Here is a 20,979-nt window from a genome sequence, read left to right on the forward strand (position 1 = left end):
AGATCACTCATGCAGCCAGTTCCTCGTTTCGCTTGCGCCCCTGGCAGGCCGCTTCTTCCTGCAACAGTGCGCGCAGGGTCGTTTCGCTTTGGATGCCCTGAAGGACACGGGTGACGCGGCCTTCCGCCATCACGGCGATGCGGTCCGACAGATCCAGCAGTTCTTCCAGTTCGGAGGAGACCATGAGCACGCCCATGCCCTCGCCCGCGGCCTTCCTGACCAGGTCGCGCATTTCGCGCTTGGCGTTGATGTCGACGCCGGCCGTCGGCTCGTCGAGAATGAGCAGGCGCGGCTTCATCGCCAGCCATTTGGCGAAGACGACCTTCTGCTGATTGCCGCCCGACAGTTCCTGCGCCGGCTGTCCCCCGCCGCGACAGACGATGTTGAGATCGTCGCGGTAGCGCTTGAACAGGTCCGCGATACGCCACCAGGCGACCGGACCGAACCTGCCGCCAAGCGTGAGGGAACCCAGATCCGGCAGCGAGATATTTTCCTGGAGCGGCCGACCTCCGACCAGTCCCTCGAGGCGACGGTCTTCGGGAACAAGCGCCACGCCGGCCGTGACGGCGGCGCGCACCGACCCCGGCTTGACCGGCTTGCCGGAAATGCTCACCGCGCCTGACGCATCGGGAATGACGCCGAACAACGCCTTGGCCAGGGTCGAACGGCCGCTGCCGACCAGACCCGCCAGTCCCACGACCTCGCCTGCCTGCACATCGAGATCGATGTCGACCAGCTTGCGGGCCGTGCGCAGCCCGCGCACCGCCAGGACAGGAGCCGCGCCATCCTCATGCCGCGCGGCTTTCGCCACGGTTGCGGCCACCGCCGGCGCCGGTTCATCATTCCTGGGCGGCCGCGACATGAGGGCGGCGATCTTTTCGATCGACGTCTCGGCCGGATCGAGCGGCCCGACAGCCCGGCCGTCCTTGACGATCGATATCCGGTCCGACAGCCGCAGCACATCGGCCATGCGATGGGAAATGTAGACGATGCCGATGCCGTCCGCCTTCAACTGTCCGATGGTGGAAAACAGCGTGTCCTCCTCCTGAACGGTCAGCGACGAGGTCGGCTCGTCCATGACCAGCAGCCTAGCGCCGCGGGAAATGGATTTGAGGATCTCGACCATCTGGCGCTGGGCGAAGGTCAGGTCGCCGACACGCGCCGTGGCATCGAGCGGGAAGTCGTAGCGGGCGATCAAGGCACGCGCCTGACTGATCATGCTGGCGCCGTCGACGCGAAATCCGAAGCCGCGCGGCTCGCGCAGGACGAAGAGGTTTTCCGCAACCGAGCGGTTGGGAAGCACGCTCAGCTCCTGGAAGATCATGGCGATGCCGCGGTCGAGCCTCTGGCGCAGTGAGAGCGCGGTGACGTCTTCGCCGGCGAACAAGATGCGGCCTGAATCGGGCCGGTAAACGCCCATCAGCACCTTCATCAGCGTCGATTTGCCGGCGCCATTTTCTCCGAGCAGAGCGTGCGTTTCGCCGGCCTTGACCTCGAACGACACGTCCGACAGCACGCGATTGGCGCCGAACGTCTTGACGATATGCTCCATCGAGACGATCGCGGTTCCTGGCGTCGGCGTCTTATTGTGTGGCATTGCGTGCCTTCTTCGAGAAAGGCGGCGGCGGGCGCGGTCAGCCCGCCGCCATGTGGCTCAGAAGCATTTGCCGTCGCAAACCTTCACGACGGAAGCGGGAGGATCTTCCTTCGTGACAAGCTTCAGAGCGCTGAGAAGATCGATCTTCTTGACCCGCAGCGTCGGGACGGACACGTAGGGAGGCACCTCCTTGCCGATCAGCGCCATCGCCGCGGCTTTGGCTTCGGCGACGCCCTGGTCGTAAGGACGCTGGGCACCCACGGCCAGGAATTCGCCGCGCGCGACATTGAGCGCGCTGTCGCTGGCGATGTCGTTGGTGGTGATGACGATGTCGCGGCCCAGCGTCTTGGCCGCCGCCAGCACCTGCTGCGCCGGCGTGTCCCAGGCCACGAAGATACCCTTCATGTCGGGATTGGCCGTCAGCATGGCGGTGGCCACCTCATAGGCCTTTTCCGGCGCGGTAAAGGTGCCGACATCGGCCACCTTGATGTCCGGATGCTCGGCGAAGGCCTTCTGCGCGCCGACCTTGCGGGCGGCGACCGAGTAGTAATAGTCGTAGACCAGCGTGATGATGCCGACCTGGCCCTTGCCGCCGATCGCGTTCACGAGTTCCTGCGCGGCGAAATAGGCGTTCTTCTCGTTGTCGGAGGCGACGACGGTCACGTAGTCCTTGCCGGGAGCCATATCGACGGGCACGTTGTCCATGAAGACAAGCTTGATGCCGGCGGCGGCCGCCTTCTTGTAGGCTTCCGCTTCCGACTTCGGATCGATCGGGATCGAGAAGATGACGTCCGGCTTGCGCGCGATCATCTGCTCCAGGTCGCTGATCTGCTGCCCCGGCTGGAACTTGGCGTCGGTAGTGGCGACGACGTCGATGCCGTATTCCTTCAAGGTGTTGGTGATACCGGCCACCTGCAACTGCGGCCATCCGGCGTCCATGGTGTGCATGACGAGCCCGGCGGCGAACTTTCCGTCCTTGAGCTTGGCAATGTCGGCATCGCTCAGCTTCAGCGCATCGGGCGACGCCGCCGGCGGGCCATCGGGGAAGCCTGGAACGGGCTGCCCCCGGGGCGACAGCGGCAGCGGCTCGAGCAGCGCCTTGGCTTCGGGTGGAATCTTGTCCGGCCAGCTATAGTCCTGCGCCAGCGCCGGCGCGGCGGTCGCGACGGACAAGGCCAACGCCGCCGTGAGAGATGCGATCCTGTACATGCGAAGTTCCTCCCTTGGATTGAATTGCGAAGTTTCGACCGGTCAGCGCCCGTACGGCATCAGGGGCACGGTCGCGCCGCCCGAATAGTTGACGTAGACCGTCTTCTTGCGAAGGTAGCTTTCGAGCCCGTGGCTGCCGTCGTCGCCGCCAAGGCCGCTCTCGCGGAAGCCGACGTGATAGCCCTGCAGCGCCTCGGGTCCGATCCGGTTGACGTAGATCTCGCCGAACGACACGTCATTGACGGCGTTCATCACCCGGCCGAGATCGTTGGTGAACAGATAGGCCGAGAGCCCGTAGCGGCTCGCATTGGTGATCTCGACCGCTTCCTCGAACGTGTCGAAAGGCATGATGGGCACGACCGGGCCGAAAATCTCGCGCGTCATGATCGGCATGTCGGCGGTGACACCGGTCAGGACGGTAGGCGTGAGCCAGTATCCGCCCTCGACCGGCGGCGTCTTCGGTCGACCGCCCACGAGCGCCATGCGGGCGCCTCCCGACACGGCTTCGGCCACGACGCCTTCGACCTTTTCCAACTCTTCCAGACTGACCTTGGGACCGATGTCCGTGGTCGTGCGCATCGGGTCTCCAACCATCAGCGACTTCGAGAATTCCACGAAGCCTTCGACGAAGCGGTCGTAGACGGAACGGTGGACCAGGGTGCGCTCATTACAGATGCAGACCTGGCCGCAATTCATGTAGCGGGACGTGGCGGCCGAGCGCACTGCGAGATCGATGTCGGCGTCCTCGAGCACGATGAAAGGCGCCTTGCCGCCGAGTTCCAGCGAGACCGGCGTGAGGTTGCGCGACGCGTTCGCCATGATGCGCTTTCCGGTCGGCACCGATCCGGTCATGGTGATCAGGTCGACGCCCGGCTCGGTGCACAGCACTTCGCCGACGGTCTCGCCGCGGCCGGTGACGATATTGACAACCCCCGCCGGCACCTCGGCCTCGGCGAAGATGCGCGCCAGTTCGAGCGCCGAAAGCGGCGTGTCCTCATGCGGCTTGAGCACGATCGTATCGCCGGCGATCAGCGCCGGGGCGACCTTGCGGCTGACCAGCGCGGAGGGATAGTTCCAAGGGATGATGGCGCCGACAACGCCGACCGGAACGCGCTGGATCCATATCTGCTCGCCGGCAAAGTCCGACGGCAGGATCTCGCCTTGGATACGGCGCGCGAACTCGGCGAAATAGTCGAAGAACTCGGCCGCGCCGCCGACTTCGCCCATCGCCTCGTTAATCGGCTTGCCCTGCTCGCGAACGACAATCTCGGCCAGGCGCGCGTGGTTCTTGCGGATCGCGGCGGCAATGCGCTTCATCACGCCGGCCCGTTCGAGCGGCGACTTCAGGCCCCAGGCGCGCTGCGCCTTGCGGGCCGCCGCGATCGCCTGCCGGGTCTGGTCGGCGCTGGCTTCCGGCACCGACGCGAACGGCTTGCCATCGGCGGGATTGATCACATCGCGGGTGCCGGAATCGCCGTCGACGAACCGGCCATCAATGTACATCTTGTAGGCGGTCTGGTCCTTGGTCATGAGCATCTCGCTTTCGTGCAGGCTTGTTCGGGCTAGCGGCCGGCGGCGTCGGCCGGGCCGGCGAGCTGAACGGCATAGTCGATCGCTTCCACGAGGCTCTCCTCGTTGGCGATGCCCTTGCCGGCGATGTCGAAGGCCGTTCCGTGGTCGACCGAGGTTCTTATGATCGGCAGGCCGAGCGTCACATTGACGCCGGAAAGGGCCTTCCACTGGCCGGTCACCGGGTCGACGTCGAAGCCCAGGAGCTTCACCGGGACGTGGCCCTGGTCGTGGTAGATCGCGACGACGGCGTCGTACTGGCGCGCGCGCAGCTTCACGAACACCGTGTCGCCGGAAACGGGACCGAAGACGTCGAAATCGGCATCCGCGTACGACGCGACGACCGGCGCCGTGATATCGATGTCCTCGCGCCCGAATATCCCACCCTCACCGGCGTGTGGGTTGAGCGCGGCGACGCCGATCCGGGGCCGGGCGATCCCCAGCATGCGCAACGCCTCCACGGTCAACTGAATGACGCGGCGCAGGCGCGGTTCGGTCAGCTTGGAGGGCACCTGCGCAAGGGCGACATGGGTGGAGACGTGGCTGACGCGGAAATCGCCATGAGCCAGCATCATCACGGAGTCCGGCGCGCCGGTCAGGTCGGCCAGCATGTCGGTATGGCCCGAATAGTGGTAGCCCGCCAGGTTGAGGGCTTCCTTGTTCAAGGGCGCCGTCACGATGCCCGCGATCCTGCCCTGGCTGGCCAATCGCACGGCGTGGTTGATGGCCTCGTAGGCAAGCCGACCGCCTTCCGCCGACATCACGCCGGGCTCAACTGGAACGCGTTCCGGCCCGACATCGAAGATGCTGATCGGCGCCGTGTGACTTCCGTCTTCGAGCGGGATGGGGCCGGACAGGGATTCGACCCCGCGCATCGCGGCAGCGCTGCCGAGGATGACGAGCGAAAGCGACCTGCGCGCCAATTCGGGACGAAGGCGCGCACACGCCTTGGCTATGATTTCCGGACCGATGCCAGCCGGATCCCCCATCGTCACGCCGAGCCGAAGACCAGACATGCTGACTCCCAATGATCATTTCTCAGTACCCTCTAAGGCGATCCTCCATAAATGCGCAAGTTCTTTCTTTTGCGATCATATAAATTCTTTTGTCGTCATATCTGCTCGATAGATCGGCACGCGCCGGCGACATAGCCTGGCCGCCGATCGGGAATTTCAAAGAATTTCGCGAATTTGACGAACTTTGCGCCGTTATCAGCTGCTGCCGGCGAGACGGCAGAGCAGATCAGGGGTGCCGAAGCCCCCGGACTTCGACAGGGTCAACTGCCCGTCGAAGTCACCTCCGACCATGCGGAAGACCGGAATGCCCGGCTCGACCTCGTTCTCGATCGACAGATAGGCCGTTCCCAGGCTGTCGCAGACGGACCGCAGCGTCTCGCCGCCCGTGACCAGCAGGACGCCCGGGCGCGGCAAGGCGTCAAGCAGTTGCGCCAACACCCGTCCGATCCGGCTCGCAGCCTCCCGACGCGTCCCGGCAGCGTCCACGGTAACGAGCGAGGGCGCGCCCAGCGCAATGCGTTGCGCGATCAGCAGGCGATCGGCGGTGACGTCGTCGCCGACGTGAAAGCATCCTTCGGGGCGGGCACGGGCAAAGTGTGCCGCCTGGCCACGGGTGACCTCGTGGTCGGTCCCGACCAGCGCCAAGAGCGGAGCGGGCAGCACCGGCTTGAGGCGCGGCGGAACGCCGGCCCGCCTTGCGAGGGCAGCCGCGAGCCCGCCGGTTCCTATCCAGAGAGTTTTGCCTCCCGCCCCCAGCGCGGACTCGACGATGCGATCCAGATCCGCGTCGTCTCGCGCGTCGTAGACCGTGACCGGGTGCGCCGGCGCATCACCGGGGCGGGCAACGCCCGTTCGCCGCCACGCCCCCAGACCCGCGACGAGATCCGGACCTGCCATCTCCGGGCTGGACCGGTCGAGCCGCCACTGCCTGCCGGCAAGCGTCACGCGCTTTTGAAACGGAAAGGCAGGCGCCACGATCAGGCGATCGTAGGCCTGCCCGCGCGCAACGGCGACGATCTCGGCAATGACGTGACCGCGCAACAGGCTGTCGATCTTCTTGAAGCTTGTCTCGCCCTCAAAGAGCCAGGACGCCTGCGCCAGGTGGCGCCCGACCGCATCGGCTTCGGACCCTTCGCGCGTCGCCAGATCGATCGCCAGACGCCGCCGCTCGGCAGCACGCGGCCACCAGCTGACACCGATGCCCGCCGCCGGCGTGCAAAAGGCGACCGCGCTGTCCAGCGCCCCGGTCAAGTCGTCGGCCAGCACCCTGACGTCGAGGTCACCCATGCGCGGCGCGCGGTCTTTCGGCGACGTCGACGATCCGAACCTCCGCACCGAGCGCGCGAAGGGCGCTGAGGTGGGCGGGATCGATCCCTTCGTCGGTAATGATCTCGTCGATCTCCGAAACGTCGCAGATGGTGCAGAAGTTCGGGCTGGTGAACTTGGAGTGATCGGCCAGCACGACGACGCGCCGCGCCGCAACGATCATCGCCTTCTTCATGGCCGCCACTTCGAGCGAGGTCTCGGTCAGGATATTGCCGCTGATGGTATGCGTCCCGAGGATGGCGACGTCGGCATGGATGGTGCGCAGGAAGTTCTCGCCCGGATGGCCCACCAGGGTCAGCGAGCCGGGCTTGCACGTGCCGCCCGGAACCACGAGCCGCACGCCGGGGACCGTAGCCAGAAGCTGCGCGATCAGCAGGCTGTTGGTGACGGCGGTCAGTTCCATCGGCGCGGCGGCGATGGCGCGCGCCACTTCCAGAACGGTCGTGCTGGAATCGAATATGACGCTCTGTCCGGGACGCAACTGGGCGGCCATCACGGCACCGATGGCCTCTTTTTCCGCCCGTGCGAACTGCGCTGTCGTGGCGATATCCGGCTCGAACGTGGCCAATTCGGTGCGCTGCAACATGGCGCCTCCATGCGTGCGTTCCAGCGCGCCCTGCCGCTCGAGCGCCTCGAGATCGCGCCGGATTGTGGACGGCGACGCGCCGATGAGATCGATCAGTTCCTGGATGGCGACCGTGCCCTGGCGCTTGATGTGCTCCAGGATGAAGGCATGGCGCTTGGCCGGAATGAGCTCCACGCGGCCGCGGCCCGCCTCCTCCTCCCATGCGGCGTTCTGACTACCGGCGTCGTCGTGCACCGCAGTTTTCTTCCTGGACAAGGCTATAGATCTCGCACTTCGTGACAAATGGTCAGATCGGGCAATTCGTCTCAACCTATACCAGAGAAATCCGTGCGGTCTGCGCATGTTTTAATGCTCGCGCTTGGCTATCCACCATGATTAATGCACGCGCAAGAATTATTTTGACTATTTTTGATTGATTATGATAACGAGTGGCGCCGGAGGATCCATCCATTCGGCGGACAAGCGAGCAGCTTCCGCGCGACGGGCGGCCTTTGGGAATTAGATTTCGACGACTTGGGAGGTATTCATGTCCATCGTATCGCGGCTGCGATCAGCCGCCTTTGCCGTGTTCGCGGCAACCATAGGCCCCCTCGCCCTGGCGGCGCCCGCCGCGGCGGCCGACGAACCGACTATCGGCGTGGTGGTTCCCACGCTCGATGCGCAGTTCTGGAACAATTACGTCACCTTCATGAAGAAGGGCGCCGACGAATTGGGCGTCCACCTGGTCGTGCTCAATGCCGACAACAAGCCGGACCAGATGGTCAAGTCGCTCGAGGACCTGGTCGCTCAGCATGTCGACGGCATCATCTTCACGCCCTACTGGGCGACCGCGGCCAGAGGCCTGTCGCTCGCCAAGGACGCCGGCATTCCAGTGGTCCTGACCGACAGCTACCCGAGCTTCCAGCCGCAGTCGGACCGGTTCCCGAACTATATCGCCTTCATCGGACCGAGCGACGAGGACGCCGGCTACCAGATGGCTAAGGCGCTGTTCGATGCCATCAAGCCCGGGCCGGACGGCAAGAAGGTGATCGGCGTCGTCAACGGCACCGCCGGCACGTCAGTGGCGATCGATCGCCGCAAGGGCCTGGAGGACGCGCTCAAGGAAGTGTCCGACGTGCGCGTCGCCGGCGAGGTCGACGGGAATTTCGTTCGCGACACGTCGCAGACGGTGTTTGAATCGCTTTACCAGGGCAATCCCGACATCACCGGCGTGTGGGCCGCCAATGGCGGCACCGCCACCGGCGTCATGGCGGCCCTGAAGGGGCACGGCAAGACGCCCGGCAAGGACGTTATCGTCGTGGGCATGGATCTCAATCCGGAAAACGTGGACGCCGTAAAGTCGGGCGAATTGCTGTTCGACATCGGCGGGCATTGGCTACAGGGCGGCTTTGCGCTGGTGACGCTGTTCGACCAGATCAAGGGCTTCCCGGTGCCGAAGGAGGCCGACAACATCAAGCTCAAGCTCTTGCCGCTGACCCAGAACCGTGTGGCCCAGTTCGAAAAGGATTTCCCCGGTGGCGTGCCGCCTTATGACTTCAAGCAACATTCGCGCTTCTACAACAAGGATGCAAAGCCCGCTGCCTTCGAAATGAAGTACAGCGATTGACCAATGGTCGGACCGGCTCGGGCACTCTTCGCCCGAGCCGGCTTCCGCATCGCGGTGAGGGCCAATGAGTCTCGTAGCCCGGAATCTGACAAAAACCTTCGGTCGCAGCCGCGCGGTGGACGACGTGTCGGTCACCCTTCGTCCGGGCCTCGTCCATGCGATCGTCGGTGAGAACGGCGCGGGAAAATCCACGACGCTGCGCATGCTCGCAGGCGCAATCGTGCCCGACACGGGCGAGATGCGGCTCGACGGTAAGCCATATGCGCCGCGCGACACGATGGCGGCTTCGGCCTCGGGCGTGGCGCTTGTCCATCAGGAAATCACCATCAACCGCGCGCTCAGCATCGCGGAAAACATCTTCATCGACCGGCTGCGCCGTTTCGCGCCGATGGGTTTCGTCGACTTCCGCCGCATGACGGAAGAAGCCCAGGCCGTACTCGACCGTATCGGAGCGGGCATTTCGGCGACGAGCGATATAGAGAGGCTGAACCTGGGCGAGTTGAAATGCGTCGAGATCGCGCGCGCATTGTCAACCGACCCGCAAATTCTCCTGCTCGACGAATCTACGGCCTATCTCGATCATCGCGAGGTCGACGCCGTACTTGGTGCGATCCGCGGCCTGAAGGCGCAAGGCGTGGTGGTCGCGTTCGTGTCGCATCACCTCGACGAAGTCGTCGCCGTGTCGGACGAACTCACAATCCTCAAGGACGGGCAACTGGCCGGGACGTTCCTGACCAAGGACATCGCGCCCGACGAGATCCATCGCCTCATGGTTGGCCGCGACCTGTCCCAGGGCCTCTATCCCGCGCGGCCAAAGGCCGGCTCGGACGCCGGCGAGGTTGTCTTCGAAGCGAACGACATCGCCGTCGACCGCGAACTCGAAGGCGTCAGCCTCACTGTGCGCGCCGGCGAGATCCTCGGCATCGCGGGGCTGAAGGGCGCCGGCGCCGAGGCGCTGTTCGCCGCCATTGCGGGGGACCGGCCGATCCAGCACGGCGCCATGCGCCTCGAGGGCCGCCCCTATCGTCCCGTAAGCCCGGTGAACGCCTGGCGCGAGGGGATCGCGCACTTGCCCGGCGACCGCGGCAACGAGGGTCTGATCGGGGATTTCACCGTCCTTGACAACTTGACCATGGCCCGGCCGCCACGACGCGGCCCGTTCTTTTCGAGGCGACAGGCGCTCGCGGCCGCGAACGAGCTGATTTCGACCATCGGGATCAAAGGCGAGCCCGATACGGTCTGCCGCACGCTGTCGGGCGGCAATCTCCAGAAGGTCGTCATCGGCAAGTGCCTTTCGATCTCCCCTCGCCTGCTTCTGCTGAACAATCCCACGCGCGGCGTGGATGTCGGGGCGCGCATGGAAATCTACAAGGTGATCCGCCAGAAGGCCTCTAAGGGGCTGGGGGTGATCCTGTCGTCGGAAGACATGCCCGAGCTCATCGGCATGGCAGAGCGCTTGCTAGTGCTCAAACAGGGAAGAATTGCTCACATGTTCGACCTGGCGGCCGGGCTGACCGAGCATGACATCGTGAAGCATATGGCCTGAGAGGATCCCGTGACCGATACTGCCAGTTCGTCCGTCCACACCGCTTCACCGTCCCCCGCCGCTCCGGCCTGGCGCGTGAACGTGATGCGGCGCGCCTTTCCCATTGCGGTGCTGCTGGTGCTCATCGTCATCTTCTCTCTGTCGTCGCCCCGCTTCCTGACGGTCAGTAACCTTCTCATCGTCCTTCAACAGGGAACGGTGCTGCTGGTAGCCGCGCTGGGCATGACCTTCGTCATCATGGCCGGGTCGATTGACCTGTCCGTCGGGTCGATCGTCGGCCTGGCGGCCCTGGTCGCGGCGCTGGCCTCCGCCAGCATGGGCGCGGCCGCCATCGTTCCGGCCATCGCCGTCGGCGCATTGGCCGGCGCGGTCAACGGCATCCTCGTCGCCAAGGGCAAGGTGCCCTCCTTCATCGCCACGATGGGCGCCATGGTGGTCTATCGCGGGGTGCTGCTGTTTTTCACGCGTGGCGCGCCGATTTCGATCGACGACGACGGGTTTCTGAGCGCCTATGCGGACCGCAGCTTCGGCATCCCCCACTCCGTCATGATCGGCCTGGGCCTGGCCGTGGTCACCTATGTCATCCTCAACCGGACCGTCTTCGGCCGCGAGGTCAGGGCGATCGGCGGCGGCGAACGTGTCGCGATCCTGACCGGTATCCGTGCCGCGCGCACGAAGATCGTCATGTACGTGCTGCTGGGTGCGCTCTGCGGCATCGCGGGCCTGTTGCAGGGCGCACGCGCCATGGCCGCCACCGCGCAGCTCGGCGAAGGGCTGGAGCTGGATGTCATCGCGGCGGTGGTCGTTGGTGGCACGCCGCTGACCGGCGGCGTCGGCAGCATTTTCGGCACCGTGATCGGCGTGCTCATCATCACGCTGCTGTCCAACGGCATGAACATGGCGGGCGTCGATCCCTATCTGCAAAACATCATCAAGGGGAGCGTCCTGATCTGCGCGGTGTTCGCCACCATCGACCGGCAGAAGATCGGAATAATAAAATGACCCGATACTGGTTTGCAGGTGATGTGCTTCGTTTGATCGTCTTGCCACCTATTCTTCAGATTTTTGTTGTCTCCTGGACCGCTCGATCGTAATGTGAGGTCAGACCAATCTGCAAACTATTTCTCAGATCTTCATCAATTGCTGTGCTGAAGATCTCAATTCTCAATCTTAATTCTCCCATTCAAGCCCGAACTTTCGCACCAGATCGCGCACCTGGCCCTCGGTCAGCAGAACCGGTCCGTGCCCACGCGTCAACATGACGAGGCGGGCCGTTTCTTCCATCTCCTCCATCGCGTAAACAGCCGCTTCGAGGTCCTTGCCCGCGACGACAGGGCCATGGTTTGCCAGCAGAACTGCGGAGCGCTTCCCGGCAAGGCTGCGAACGGCATCGCCCATTCCGGGGTCGCCGGGAGAGAAATAAGGCAGCAGCTTCACCTTCCCGAGCCGCATGATCGAGTAGGGCGTGATCGGCGGCAGGACGTTGTCGGGATCGGTGTCGGGAAGAACAGAAAGGGCGACCGAATGTGTCGAATGAAGATGGACGACGGCGCCCGCCTCGTTTCGCGTTTCGTAGAACGCCTGATGGAGCGACATCTCCTTGGTCGGAGGATCGCCCGAAACGAGCCTGCCGCCGGCATCGAAATGCGATAGCCTTGCCGGATCGAGCCGCCCAAGGCTCGACCCGGTGGGCGTGACCAGAAGTCCGCCGTCAGATAGCCTGGCCGAAATGTTGCCCGATGCGCCGGCGGTCAGACCACGATCGAAAATCGACCGCGCCATGGCGCAGATATTCTCACGCAGTCTGGCTTCTTCGCTCATGTGGCGCCCAGTATCGCGGCTGCTTCGGCGAAGAAGTCCGGCCCGCCGAAATTACCCGATTTGAGGGTTATGGCCAGTGGCCGCCCATTCGGCAGTTCCGTGCGCAGGGCCGGCGCGCCGGGCGCGATTTCAGGCCCCACCTCCAGTTCCGAGATCGCCAATGCCTCGACAACCGCTCCGGATGTCTCGCCTCCCGCCACCACCAGTCGCCCCATGTCCTTCGCCACAAGCTCCGTCGCGATGTTTGCGAAAAGCGATTCGATCGCGTGGGCGACCCGGCTGGCTCCGTGATGCTCTTGCGCGGCGCGCACCGCCTTTGGGTCAGCGGAGGAATATATCAGCGGCATGGCCGGTTGCGACAACGCCCAGCCGGCGAGTTCGCGCGGGTCGAGGCTTCCGGCGATCACCGCGTCGGCTTCGATCTCGAAGGCCGGCAGGCCGGCCTGCTTGTGGCGTGCGACCTGCGATCGCGTCGCGCCGGAGCACGACCCTGACAGGACGACGCACGGGCCGGCGACGCCCCGCCATCCGCCGCCCGCACCCGAAAGCAGGCCACGCCGCCTGAAATTCTCAGGCAATCCCATTCCGATGCCGGACCCGCCAGTCAACAGCGGCAGATCGGCGGCGGCCACCCCGATTTCCATCAGATCGTCGTCGGAGACGGCATCGATCACGATGAGACGCGCGCCCTGCGCATCGGCCTTTTCCAGCGCATCGGCGATTGGGCCGCGACCACCGCGAACGGCGTCGAAACCGACATGGCCGACAGGCATGTCGGTCTGCAACGCCAGCCAGCGCCGTATGTCGGCGTCCACCATGGGGTTCAGCGGATGATTTTCCATTCCACTCTCGTTCAACAGCCGGTCGTTAACGAAGAGATGACCCTGGAAGAGCGATCGGCCCGCGCCGGGAAACACGGGACAGACAAGCACCTTGCGGGCATCCAGCGCCTCAGCCAGCGCCGCCGCTACCGGACCGATATTGCCTTCCGGAGTGCTGTCGAACGTCGAGCAATATTTGAACAGGAACTGGGTGCAGCCCTGCTGTTGAAGCCATTGAAGGGCCTTCAGCGATTCCTCGATCGCCTGCTCGGCGGGAATACTGCGTGACTTGAGCGCGACGACGCCCGCTTCCACCTCCGCAGCGGACGGTCGATCCGGAATGCCGCAATACTGCGTCACCCGCATGTCCTGCTTGGCCAGCGTGTTGGCCAAATCGCTCGATCCGGTGAAATCGTCGCCTATGCAGCCGAGCAGCATGTCAGGGCCTCTGGACGCCACGGGTGTTCAAATGCACGGAGTAGAGCGCGTTCTGTCCCGTCATAAAGAGCCTGTTTTTCTTGGCACCGCCAAAACAGATATTGGCGATCACCTCTCCGGGCTTGATCTTCCCGATCAGGGTTCCGTCCGATGCGAAACACTGGGCCCCGTCGCCGGCCGCCACCCAGAGCGAGCCGCGCTCATCGACCCGGATGCCGTCGGGAATGCCGGGGTCGACCTGCGCGAATACATCGCCGCCGGAAAGCGAGCCGTCGGCGCCGACATCGAATACCCGCACATGATGCGGCGCGCCGGCATCGTGCGAGCGGCCACTGTCGGCAACGAAGAGTTTGCGCTCGTCCGCCGAGAAGGCGAGGCCGTTCGGCTTGACGAAATCACCTGCGACGATCCGCAGCCGCGAGCTGTCCGGATCGAAGCGAAACACATTGTAAGCGCCCAGTTCGCTTTCGGCCTTGTTGCCCTCATAGTCGGTCAGGATGCCGTAGGGCGGATCGGTGAACCAGATCGTTCCGTCCGACTTGACCACCACGTCGTTGGGCGAGTTCAGCCTCTTGCCCTCGAAGCTGTCGACGAGAACGGTGATGGTTCCGTCATGTTCGGTACGGCTGATGCGGCGGCCGCCATGCTCGCAACTGACCAGCCGGCCCTGGCGGTCGCGGGTACCGCCATTGACGAAATTGGACGGATAACGATGCAGCGTGGTCGCGCCGCTGACCTCATCCCATTTCAGAATCCGGTTGTTGGGAATATCGCTGAAGAGCAGGTATCTCCCGTCGCCGAACCAGACCGGCCCCTCGCCCCAGCGCAACCCCGTCGACAGGACCTCCAACTGGCAAACAGGAATGATATAGTCGGCAAACCGTTCGTCCAGCACCTCGTAGTACGTCATTTCTCGTCCTTCAGCTCGGTCTTGCGGATGTCCCAATAGGTCTGTTCGACAGTATCGAGATGCGCGCGCATCTCGGCTTCCGCCCGATCGGGATCGCGGTCGCGGATCGCTTCGAAAAGCTTGCGATGGGAAGCCATGGCTTTCGTCAGCGCTTGGGGATGGCTCAAGGAAATCCGCCTCTGCTCCTCCAGCAGTTCCAAAACCGCCTGATAGAGAGCGCTGACGAGCGGATTTCGCACGGTCGCGGCGATGCCGTAGTGGAAATCATCGTCGCTGCGCGCGAAAGCCTGGAGATCCGACCTGGCCTCTTCATTCGCCACCAGCAGCTTCTCCAGCCGTGCGATTTGCTGGTCGGTGGCGCACATGGCAGCCTCCCGCGCAATCGCGGCCTCGACGAAACGGCGGGTCTGTTGGAAGAGCCTTATGCCTTGCGGGCGCGCCACGAGCATCTTGGCCGCCCCCGACAACAGGTTAAGCAACTCCTTGGGGTCGGGTTCGCTGACACGGGCCCGGTCGCCGTTCGAGACCGCAAGGAGCCCCTTCTTGTTCAACCAAAGCAAAGCCTCCCGCACCGCCGGCCGCCCCACTCCGTAGTGCGCCATCAGGTCGCGCTCGGAGGGCAGGGAATCGCCTATCGACAGCTCGCCGGCGACGATGCGCTCCTCGATATCCCGCGCGATCTGATCCGACAGGCGATCACGCCGGAGTGCTGCGGCAGGCTTTGCAAATGCGATCACGCGCCAACGTCCCTTCTTATGGAATTCTTGGCCTTCACGATGGCCTCAAGAAAGCGATCGCGCCAGTCCCTGCGCTTCGCAAGGTCCGACGCGGGCAGGGCGGCGCGCATCTTTTTCTCGATGCCGGCAACCAGTTCCGGTCCCCATTCGCGCGGATCGGCCTGCTCTTTCGCGAGTCCGAAATACATGGGACCGAGATTGGCGCAATACTCCGATATGCCATTGGCCGCGTTGAGATCGATCGTCTCGAACGGACCCATGAAACTCCACCGCAGTCCCAGGCCGTCCGCGACGGCCTTGTCGATGTCGCCTGGGAGGCAGATGCCATCCTCGACCAAGCGGAACGCCTCGCCCAGAAGCGCGCTTTGCAGGCGGTTGACGACAAAGCCGTTTATTTCGCGCGACAGGGTGATCGGCTGCTGTCCCAGGCTTTCCATGAGGTCCTTGACGTGTCTCAGCGTATCGGGAGACGTCCAGGGTGCCGGAACGAGTTCGACTAGTGGAATCAGGTGGGGCGGGTTGATAGGGTGCACGACCAGACAGCGGTCCCTGCATGCGAGCTTTTCGGTAAAGCTCGAAGACGGGATGCCTGACGTGGAACTGCCAATGATGGTCTTCTCACCGATCAGGCCATCCATCGTCGCGTAGAGCTCGCGCTTGATAGGCAGCCTCTCTGGCGCGCTCTCCTGGACATAGTCGGCGCTGGCCAGGGCCTTTTCGAGATCGAGGGTGATCGAGACTCGGCCCGCCGCTTCCGGCTGGTTCGCTTTAACGTAGCGCAGCGTGTCTTCGGCAGCCAACGCGGACTTGTCGTAGATCGCGACGTCGTGCCCCGCCCTCGAGAACACGAGGGCCCAGGACGAACCGACCGTGCCGCATCCGATGATTGCTGTTCTCATGTCTTTTACCTTCCATCCAGTGGTGTCAGTTCTTGGGCCGGGCGGCTGCCGCACGGCGACGGCGAGCCGCCGCATAGACGGAAAGCGCGACCGCGATGATGAGTATCGCGCCGTTGAAGAGATACTCGACGTAGAAGGCGGCGCCGAGTTGCTGGACGCCCGAGAACGCGAATGCCAGGATAAGGATGGCCAGCAGCGTTCCGCCGACGTTCACCCGGCCGGGTCGGATCGACGTCGCCCCCAGGAGCGCGGCGGCAAAGGCTGGCAGCAGATACTCGGGTCCGACCGATGGCGTCCCCGAACGCAGGATGGCGCCAAGCAGAACGCCGGCGATCCCGCAAAGCGCGCCGGCCACGACGAAGGTGGCGGCGACCGAACGATCGACGTTGACGCCCGACAGCTCGGCCGCTCGCGAATTGGACCCGATGAAATAAAGGCCCCGCCCTGCCGGGATGCGCTCCAGGAGGGTCCACAGAATGACACCCGCCGCCAGCACCACAAGCGCGGGGATGGGGACGGGGCCGATGGATCCGGCTAGCCCCACATAGCTATCGGGGAGGTCCAGTCCCGGAATCTGCATCCCGTCCGTGTACCAGTTGGAGATACCGTAGAGCAGCGAGCCGACGCCCATGGTGGCGATGAAGCTGTCGATCTTCATGCGCGTCACCAGAAAGCCATTCAACAGCCCGACGGCGATCGAGAGAAGCAGGACGATCGCGGCCGCAAGCGGCCAGGACAAATGGGCATTGACCTGAAGACCGGTGACGAGCACCTGGGCGAGGCCGACGTGATAGCCGACCGACAGGTCGAACCGGCCCGTCGTCAACGGCATCATGACCGCCAGCGCCAACAGTGCCGTGACAGCCTGGCTGGTCAGCAGGTTGCCCACGTTCGACTGGCTCAGATACGTGTCGGGCCGCAGGAAGCCGAACACGATCAGGACCAGAACGAAGATGATCGCCAGACCGTAGTTCGCCGCGATGTTGACGAGGCCCGAACCCGATCTGGCGGGCGCTCGAGTCGCCGTGGTCGTGGTTGTCTCGTTGCCGGAATTGCTCATTCAACTCTCCCAAGGAGATCGACGCTTGTCTTGTTCGTGTCAGGCCGCATTGAGGCTGCCCTGCGAAGAACGCGAAATCAGGTTGTCCATGGTCAGGGCCGCGCCGGAGAGCTCCGCTCCCTTGCGTCCGCGGTCGATGATGATGGCTCGCCGGCACAGGGCGGCGACCTCTTCCATGTCGGTCGAAACGACCAGCATGGACACACCGGCCGCGGCGGCCTTGCGCAGGATGTCGTGGATTGCCAGCTTGGCCCCGATGTCGACGCCGGCGGTGGGCTCCTCGAGGATCAGCAAGCGCCCGCTGTCGCCAAGCCATCTGGCGAGGCAGGTCTTCTGCTGGTTGCCACCCGACAGCCAATCGATCAGCGCCGCCTCGTTTCGCGGGCGCACGTCGAACCGCTCCAGAAGCTGACGCGCGGCAATGCGCTCGTCTTTCGGCGCATTCCATCGCCAGAGCGACCCGCCGACGATGCGTGGATTTGCGAAGATGTTTTCGGTCAGGGACATTCCCGGAAACGTGCTTTCCGCAGCCCGGTTGCCGGCGAGCAACCGTAGTCCGGCTTCGATCGATCCGCCGATCGTGCGCTTCTTCGGCAGGAGCCGACCGAAGAGCGAGATCGCTCCCCCGTCGATCGGAACCGCTCCGAAGATCGCCCGGCCAATGGCTTCCTGGCCGCCGCCTCGCAAACCTACAAGTCCCAGAATCTCGCCTTGCCTGACGTCGAAGCTAACGGGACCGCGACCGTTGACGACGAGTGAGTCGACCCTGAGAGCGATCTTCTCGCTCGACGGAGCGCTTTCATCACCCGCCTCCAACACATCGACAGGACGTCCGAGCATATGTTCAACCAGGCGGTCCGTGCTGGTGTCGGCTATTGCTTCCGTCGCCACGTGGCGTCCGTCGCGAAAAGCCGTGACGCGATCGCACAGGCCGAACAGTTCGTTCAGCCTGTGAGAGACGTAGATCATGCTCGTTCCCTTGTCGCGCAGACGCTGCATGGTCCTAAAGAGCTGCATGGAATCCGCCTCGGGCAAGGCTGCCGTCGGCTCATCCAGCACAAGGACCTTCGGCGTCCGGGCGAGCGTACGCACGATAGCGAGGATCGCTTTCTCGGGTGCGCTTAACGTGGAGACCATCCTGTCGGGATCGAGAGGCTCGACATCCATGGTCTCGTAGATTTCCAGCGCCTGACTCCTGACCGCCTTCCAGTCGATCAGGCCGGCGCGGCGAGGATATCCGGCACCGAACGCGATGTTTTCGCCGACGCTCAGGTCTTCGGCAAAAGCGTGGTCCTGATGGACAAACGCGATCGGCAGCCGTTCCGCCCGCGGATTGACGATGCGACCGTCGATCCGTATTTCCCCGGCGTCCTTTTCGTAAACCCCCGCCAGGATCTTGATGAATGTCGATTTGCCCGCGCCGTTCTCACCAACTAAGGCGTGGATTTCACCGCGCCGCAACGTGAAATCAGCATTGTCGAGCGCCAGAGCGCCGTAAAAGCTCTTGGTCAGGCCGCGGATGGAAAGAATATCGTCGCCAGCATCCATGATGCCTCCTCCGTTTCACTGAAACCAACGATGGCCCTGGCCTGCTTTGGACGGTCGTCAAAAATGGCCAGGACAACGCAAAGACCTGTGGTCAGTTCGTGGAGCAGTCCTTCTTCTCGCCCTTCCAGATATTCTCGTAGTGGCAGGCGAAATTGTTTGAAGGGATGAATTCGTTCTTTTCACCACCTTCCGCGTCTGCATTCTCCTTCGTCACGAGATAGGTCGGCTGCACGAAGTGAGACGGCTCCTGGCCTGCCGCAGCACGCACAACCGCATCGACCGCCTGGAACCCGAACAAGGTGCTCGGCTCCGGGACAGTGGCGACCTCGTATTCGCCCTTGCGGATCATGTCATAGGCGGACGGCGGGCCGTCCGAGCCGACAAGCTTGACCTGATCGGTGGGAACGTTGGCCGCGCGCAGGGCCGAGGCGACGTATGGAAAGAAATTGTCGCAGCACGTCGTGCCCCACCACGTGTTGCCGGTGTTGGCAAGGATACCCGAAATCACGGTCGGAATGCGCTGGGTCTGGTCGGCGATCGGTATGTTGGCCATGTCCACGAAGGTGCAGCCCTTGCAGTTCTTGATCGGATCCGTGGCCGCCTTAGCCTTGAACCGGGCGATGGCGAAGCTGTTGTCGAGGAAATGCACGACCTTTGCCTCCGCATTGGACTGGGCAAGGACGTAGGCGGCCTGCGTCTCGCCGATCTCGGCGGGGTTGGACGTGATGTTGGTGTACAGGTTCAGCTTGGGGTCGGGGCCTGGAAACGCTGAAGCGTGGATCCCGATAACCGGGATGCCTGCCGCCACCGCCTGCGAAATCGGCGATTGCAAGGCACTCGCGTCAGCCGAGGTGATGATTGCATCGGGCCGACTGGCGACGGCCTGCTGCATGGCCTGAAGTGTGCTCGTCACCGCTCCACGGCCGTTCAGGATATCGACCTTCCAGCCAAGGATATTAGCTGCTTCTTCGACGCCGCGCCCCCAGTTCACGAACGACACGTAGGACTGATCGGCCGATACATAGACGATGCGCATCGCCTTTTCGGGCGCACGGGGCCCGTCGGCCGGCCCTTTCCATTCGGTTTGCGGCTTGGTGCGGTTGGCAACGATTTCCTTGGCCTGGTCGATGGAGATCGTCGACATGATCTGGGGCGTTTCCCAAGCCGGGAATGGCTTGGCGCGCATTTCGGCGGAGGCGCCGCTGGCGGCGATCAAGCCGACCACCGTAGCGATTCCGCAGATTCCGAGAGTCGATAACACTGATTTCATGGATTGATCCTCCCTAGAGACAAGACATGTGGTATAAAAGGTCGATGATTAGCCTGTCAACTTCTTCTTTTTCGGATTTGAGGTCAAGTATCGGGACCAGCCGCAACGCCTTCGCCGATACGCCAGCGACATAGTCTCAGATGAGGCTCGCAAGATTCTTCGCTTAATGGACGAAATGGCCCGGCTCGTAAGCAACCCAGTCCGGGACGGATGATCGTCTCGTCGTCCCCGCGGCGGTGCCGGCGATTTTGCCGTGCTACCAGAGATCGTCATCCAGCAGTGGCTTGGTCACCGTTATGCCGACAAGATTGCTGCGGTGAGCGGCAGGACGGCGGTCCGCCCAACAGGTCTGTCACCGTATGGATCTTTGGGATTTGGCCAGGATGAAGCCCGTGGCGAGAGCGACGATGGCTCATCGCGAATATGATGAGTGCGTCCTGAAACAGGCGCCTGATGGTCCAGAGCGGGCAAGGGCCGATGGCGTCCGAAATTCCGGCGACAGGACGATCCGTCAAGCACGTCAATCTGCGAACAGCCACCGCATGAAGCGCTCGCGAACGCGGTCAATATGGAGCGACATAGCCAGACGGGCCTCGTCCGAACTCTTATCGGCGACCGCCTGCAGGACGGCGATGTGCTCAAGCGCCTGCCGCTCGAACTTCTTCTCCATGCGCACGACATAGGCCATGCGCGCCTTGTCGCGGAGATTGCGGATATATTGCGTCAGCATCGGCTTGCCGCTGGCCTCGGCGCAGAGATGGCTGCAATTGGACGGATCACAGTCCGATATCACAGCCCCTACCGAGCCCGATGGCGTGGTTGAAGGCGAGTTCGACGCCAAGACGCCTGTCGGATTCAACCTGGATGCCAAGCGCCTTTTTTGTGATTGGCAAGGATGGATTCCAGTTGCGGATCACGTTCGAGGCTTTTGGCTATGTCGGACATAGCTGGCCAGCCGCCAAGTTTTCAGGCACCAGATTAAGCTCACTGGACCGCATAGTCCGGTAAAAAAACCTCTTG

Annotated in this window: 19 protein-coding genes; 4 read left to right on the forward strand and 15 right to left on the reverse strand. The window is 63.6% G+C overall.

Annotated features, from left to right (window positions below):
- Nucleotides 1–7: 7 nt before the first annotated feature.
- The 6 genes from ABMA46_RS18370 to ABMA46_RS18395 all read right to left on the reverse strand — a co-directional run bounded on the left by ABMA46_RS18370 (nt 8) and on the right by ABMA46_RS18395 (nt 7,537).
- A complete protein-coding gene (locus ABMA46_RS18370; RefSeq protein ID WP_349001452.1) occupies nt 8–1,597 on the reverse strand; it encodes a sugar ABC transporter ATP-binding protein in 1,590 nt (529 codons plus the stop codon).
- Nucleotides 1,598–1,654: 57 nt separating this feature from the next.
- Nucleotides 1,655–2,806, reverse strand: a complete 1,152-nt coding sequence (locus tag ABMA46_RS18375; protein WP_349001453.1) for a substrate-binding domain-containing protein — start codon at nt 2,804–2,806, stop codon at nt 1,655–1,657.
- A gap of 42 nt (nt 2,807–2,848) precedes the next feature.
- The gene (gene aldA, locus ABMA46_RS18380) at nt 2,849–4,336 is read right to left on the reverse strand and encodes an aldehyde dehydrogenase (protein WP_349001454.1); all 1,488 of its coding nucleotides are present in this window, start codon (nt 4,334–4,336) and stop codon (nt 2,849–2,851) included.
- Nucleotides 4,337–4,368: 32 nt separating this feature from the next.
- Nucleotides 4,369–5,391 carry a 4-hydroxythreonine-4-phosphate dehydrogenase PdxA gene (gene pdxA, locus ABMA46_RS18385; RefSeq protein ID WP_349001455.1) on the reverse strand — a complete coding sequence of 341 codons (1,023 nt, stop codon included), beginning with the start codon at nt 5,389–5,391 and terminating at the stop codon, nt 4,369–4,371.
- A 195-nt stretch (nt 5,392–5,586) separates the two neighbouring features.
- On the reverse strand, nt 5,587–6,678 hold the full coding sequence (locus tag ABMA46_RS18390; RefSeq protein ID WP_349001457.1) for a four-carbon acid sugar kinase family protein: 1,092 nt from the start codon (nt 6,676–6,678) through the stop codon (nt 5,587–5,589).
- Complete coding sequence (locus tag ABMA46_RS18395; protein ID WP_349001458.1) at nt 6,671–7,537, reverse strand: DeoR/GlpR family DNA-binding transcription regulator; 867 nt, start codon at nt 7,535–7,537, stop codon at nt 6,671–6,673. Before ABMA46_RS18395 ends, ABMA46_RS18390 begins: the two co-directional genes overlap by 8 nt.
- Nucleotides 7,538–7,829: 292 nt before the next feature.
- Here ABMA46_RS18395 and ABMA46_RS18400 point away from each other — a divergent pair, with 292 nt between their 5' ends.
- The 3 genes from ABMA46_RS18400 to ABMA46_RS18410 all read left to right on the forward strand — a co-directional run bounded on the left by ABMA46_RS18400 (nt 7,830) and on the right by ABMA46_RS18410 (nt 11,457).
- Nucleotides 7,830–8,909 carry an ABC transporter substrate-binding protein gene (locus ABMA46_RS18400; protein ID WP_349001459.1) on the forward strand — a complete coding sequence of 360 codons (1,080 nt, stop codon included), beginning with the start codon at nt 7,830–7,832 and terminating at the stop codon, nt 8,907–8,909.
- A gap of 64 nt (nt 8,910–8,973) precedes the next feature.
- On the forward strand, nt 8,974–10,455 hold the full coding sequence (locus ABMA46_RS18405; protein ID WP_349001460.1) for a sugar ABC transporter ATP-binding protein: 1,482 nt from the start codon (nt 8,974–8,976) through the stop codon (nt 10,453–10,455).
- A 9-nt stretch (nt 10,456–10,464) separates the two neighbouring features.
- The gene (locus tag ABMA46_RS18410; RefSeq protein WP_349001461.1) at nt 10,465–11,457 is read left to right on the forward strand and encodes an ABC transporter permease; all 993 of its coding nucleotides are present in this window, start codon (nt 10,465–10,467) and stop codon (nt 11,455–11,457) included.
- A 168-nt stretch (nt 11,458–11,625) separates the two neighbouring features.
- Here ABMA46_RS18410 and otnC read toward each other — a convergent pair whose 3' ends face one another.
- The 8 genes from otnC to ABMA46_RS18450 form a co-directional block, all read right to left on the reverse strand.
- Nucleotides 11,626–12,276 (reverse strand): 3-oxo-tetronate 4-phosphate decarboxylase, encoded by a 651-nt coding sequence (gene otnC, locus ABMA46_RS18415; protein WP_349001462.1) that lies wholly within the window; start codon nt 12,274–12,276, stop codon nt 11,626–11,628.
- Nucleotides 12,273–13,535 carry a 3-oxo-tetronate kinase gene (gene otnK / locus ABMA46_RS18420; RefSeq protein WP_349001485.1) on the reverse strand — a complete coding sequence of 421 codons (1,263 nt, stop codon included), beginning with the start codon at nt 13,533–13,535 and terminating at the stop codon, nt 12,273–12,275. The genes otnC and otnK overlap by 4 nt, the downstream gene beginning before the upstream one ends.
- Nucleotide 13,536: 1 nt before the next feature.
- Nucleotides 13,537–14,445, reverse strand: coding sequence for an SMP-30/gluconolactonase/LRE family protein (locus tag ABMA46_RS18425; protein ID WP_349001463.1), 909 nt, complete (start codon nt 14,443–14,445; stop codon nt 13,537–13,539).
- Nucleotides 14,442–15,182, reverse strand: a complete 741-nt coding sequence (locus ABMA46_RS18430) for an FCD domain-containing protein (RefSeq protein ID WP_349001464.1) — start codon at nt 15,180–15,182, stop codon at nt 14,442–14,444. The genes ABMA46_RS18425 and ABMA46_RS18430 overlap by 4 nt, the downstream gene beginning before the upstream one ends.
- The gene (locus tag ABMA46_RS18435; protein WP_349001465.1) at nt 15,179–16,156 is read right to left on the reverse strand and encodes a 3-hydroxyacyl-CoA dehydrogenase; all 978 of its coding nucleotides are present in this window, start codon (nt 16,154–16,156) and stop codon (nt 15,179–15,181) included. Before ABMA46_RS18435 ends, ABMA46_RS18430 begins: the two co-directional genes overlap by 4 nt.
- Complete coding sequence (locus ABMA46_RS18440) at nt 16,107–17,141, reverse strand: ABC transporter permease (protein ID WP_349001466.1); 1,035 nt, start codon at nt 17,139–17,141, stop codon at nt 16,107–16,109. The genes ABMA46_RS18435 and ABMA46_RS18440 overlap by 50 nt, the downstream gene beginning before the upstream one ends.
- Before the next feature lie 39 nt (nt 17,142–17,180).
- Entirely contained in the window at nt 17,181–18,689 is a 1,509-nt protein-coding gene (locus tag ABMA46_RS18445; protein ID WP_349001467.1) for a sugar ABC transporter ATP-binding protein, read from the reverse strand.
- A 91-nt stretch (nt 18,690–18,780) separates the two neighbouring features.
- Nucleotides 18,781–19,725, reverse strand: coding sequence for a substrate-binding domain-containing protein (locus ABMA46_RS18450; protein WP_349001468.1), 945 nt, complete (start codon nt 19,723–19,725; stop codon nt 18,781–18,783).
- Here ABMA46_RS18450 and ABMA46_RS18455 point away from each other — a divergent pair.
- Complete coding sequence (locus ABMA46_RS18455; RefSeq protein WP_349001469.1) at nt 19,718–19,966, forward strand: hypothetical protein; 249 nt, start codon at nt 19,718–19,720, stop codon at nt 19,964–19,966. The genes ABMA46_RS18450 and ABMA46_RS18455 overlap by 8 nt on opposite strands.
- A gap of 513 nt (nt 19,967–20,479) precedes the next feature.
- Here ABMA46_RS18455 and ABMA46_RS18460 read toward each other — a convergent pair.
- A complete protein-coding gene (locus tag ABMA46_RS18460) occupies nt 20,480–20,752 on the reverse strand; it encodes an FCD domain-containing protein (protein WP_349001470.1) in 273 nt (90 codons plus the stop codon).
- Between the last annotated feature and the right edge of the window lie 227 nt (nt 20,753–20,979).

The organism is Mesorhizobium hunchu (genome assembly GCF_040081975.1).
GTDB classification, from domain to species: Bacteria; Pseudomonadota; Alphaproteobacteria; order Rhizobiales; family Rhizobiaceae; genus Mesorhizobium; species Mesorhizobium hunchu.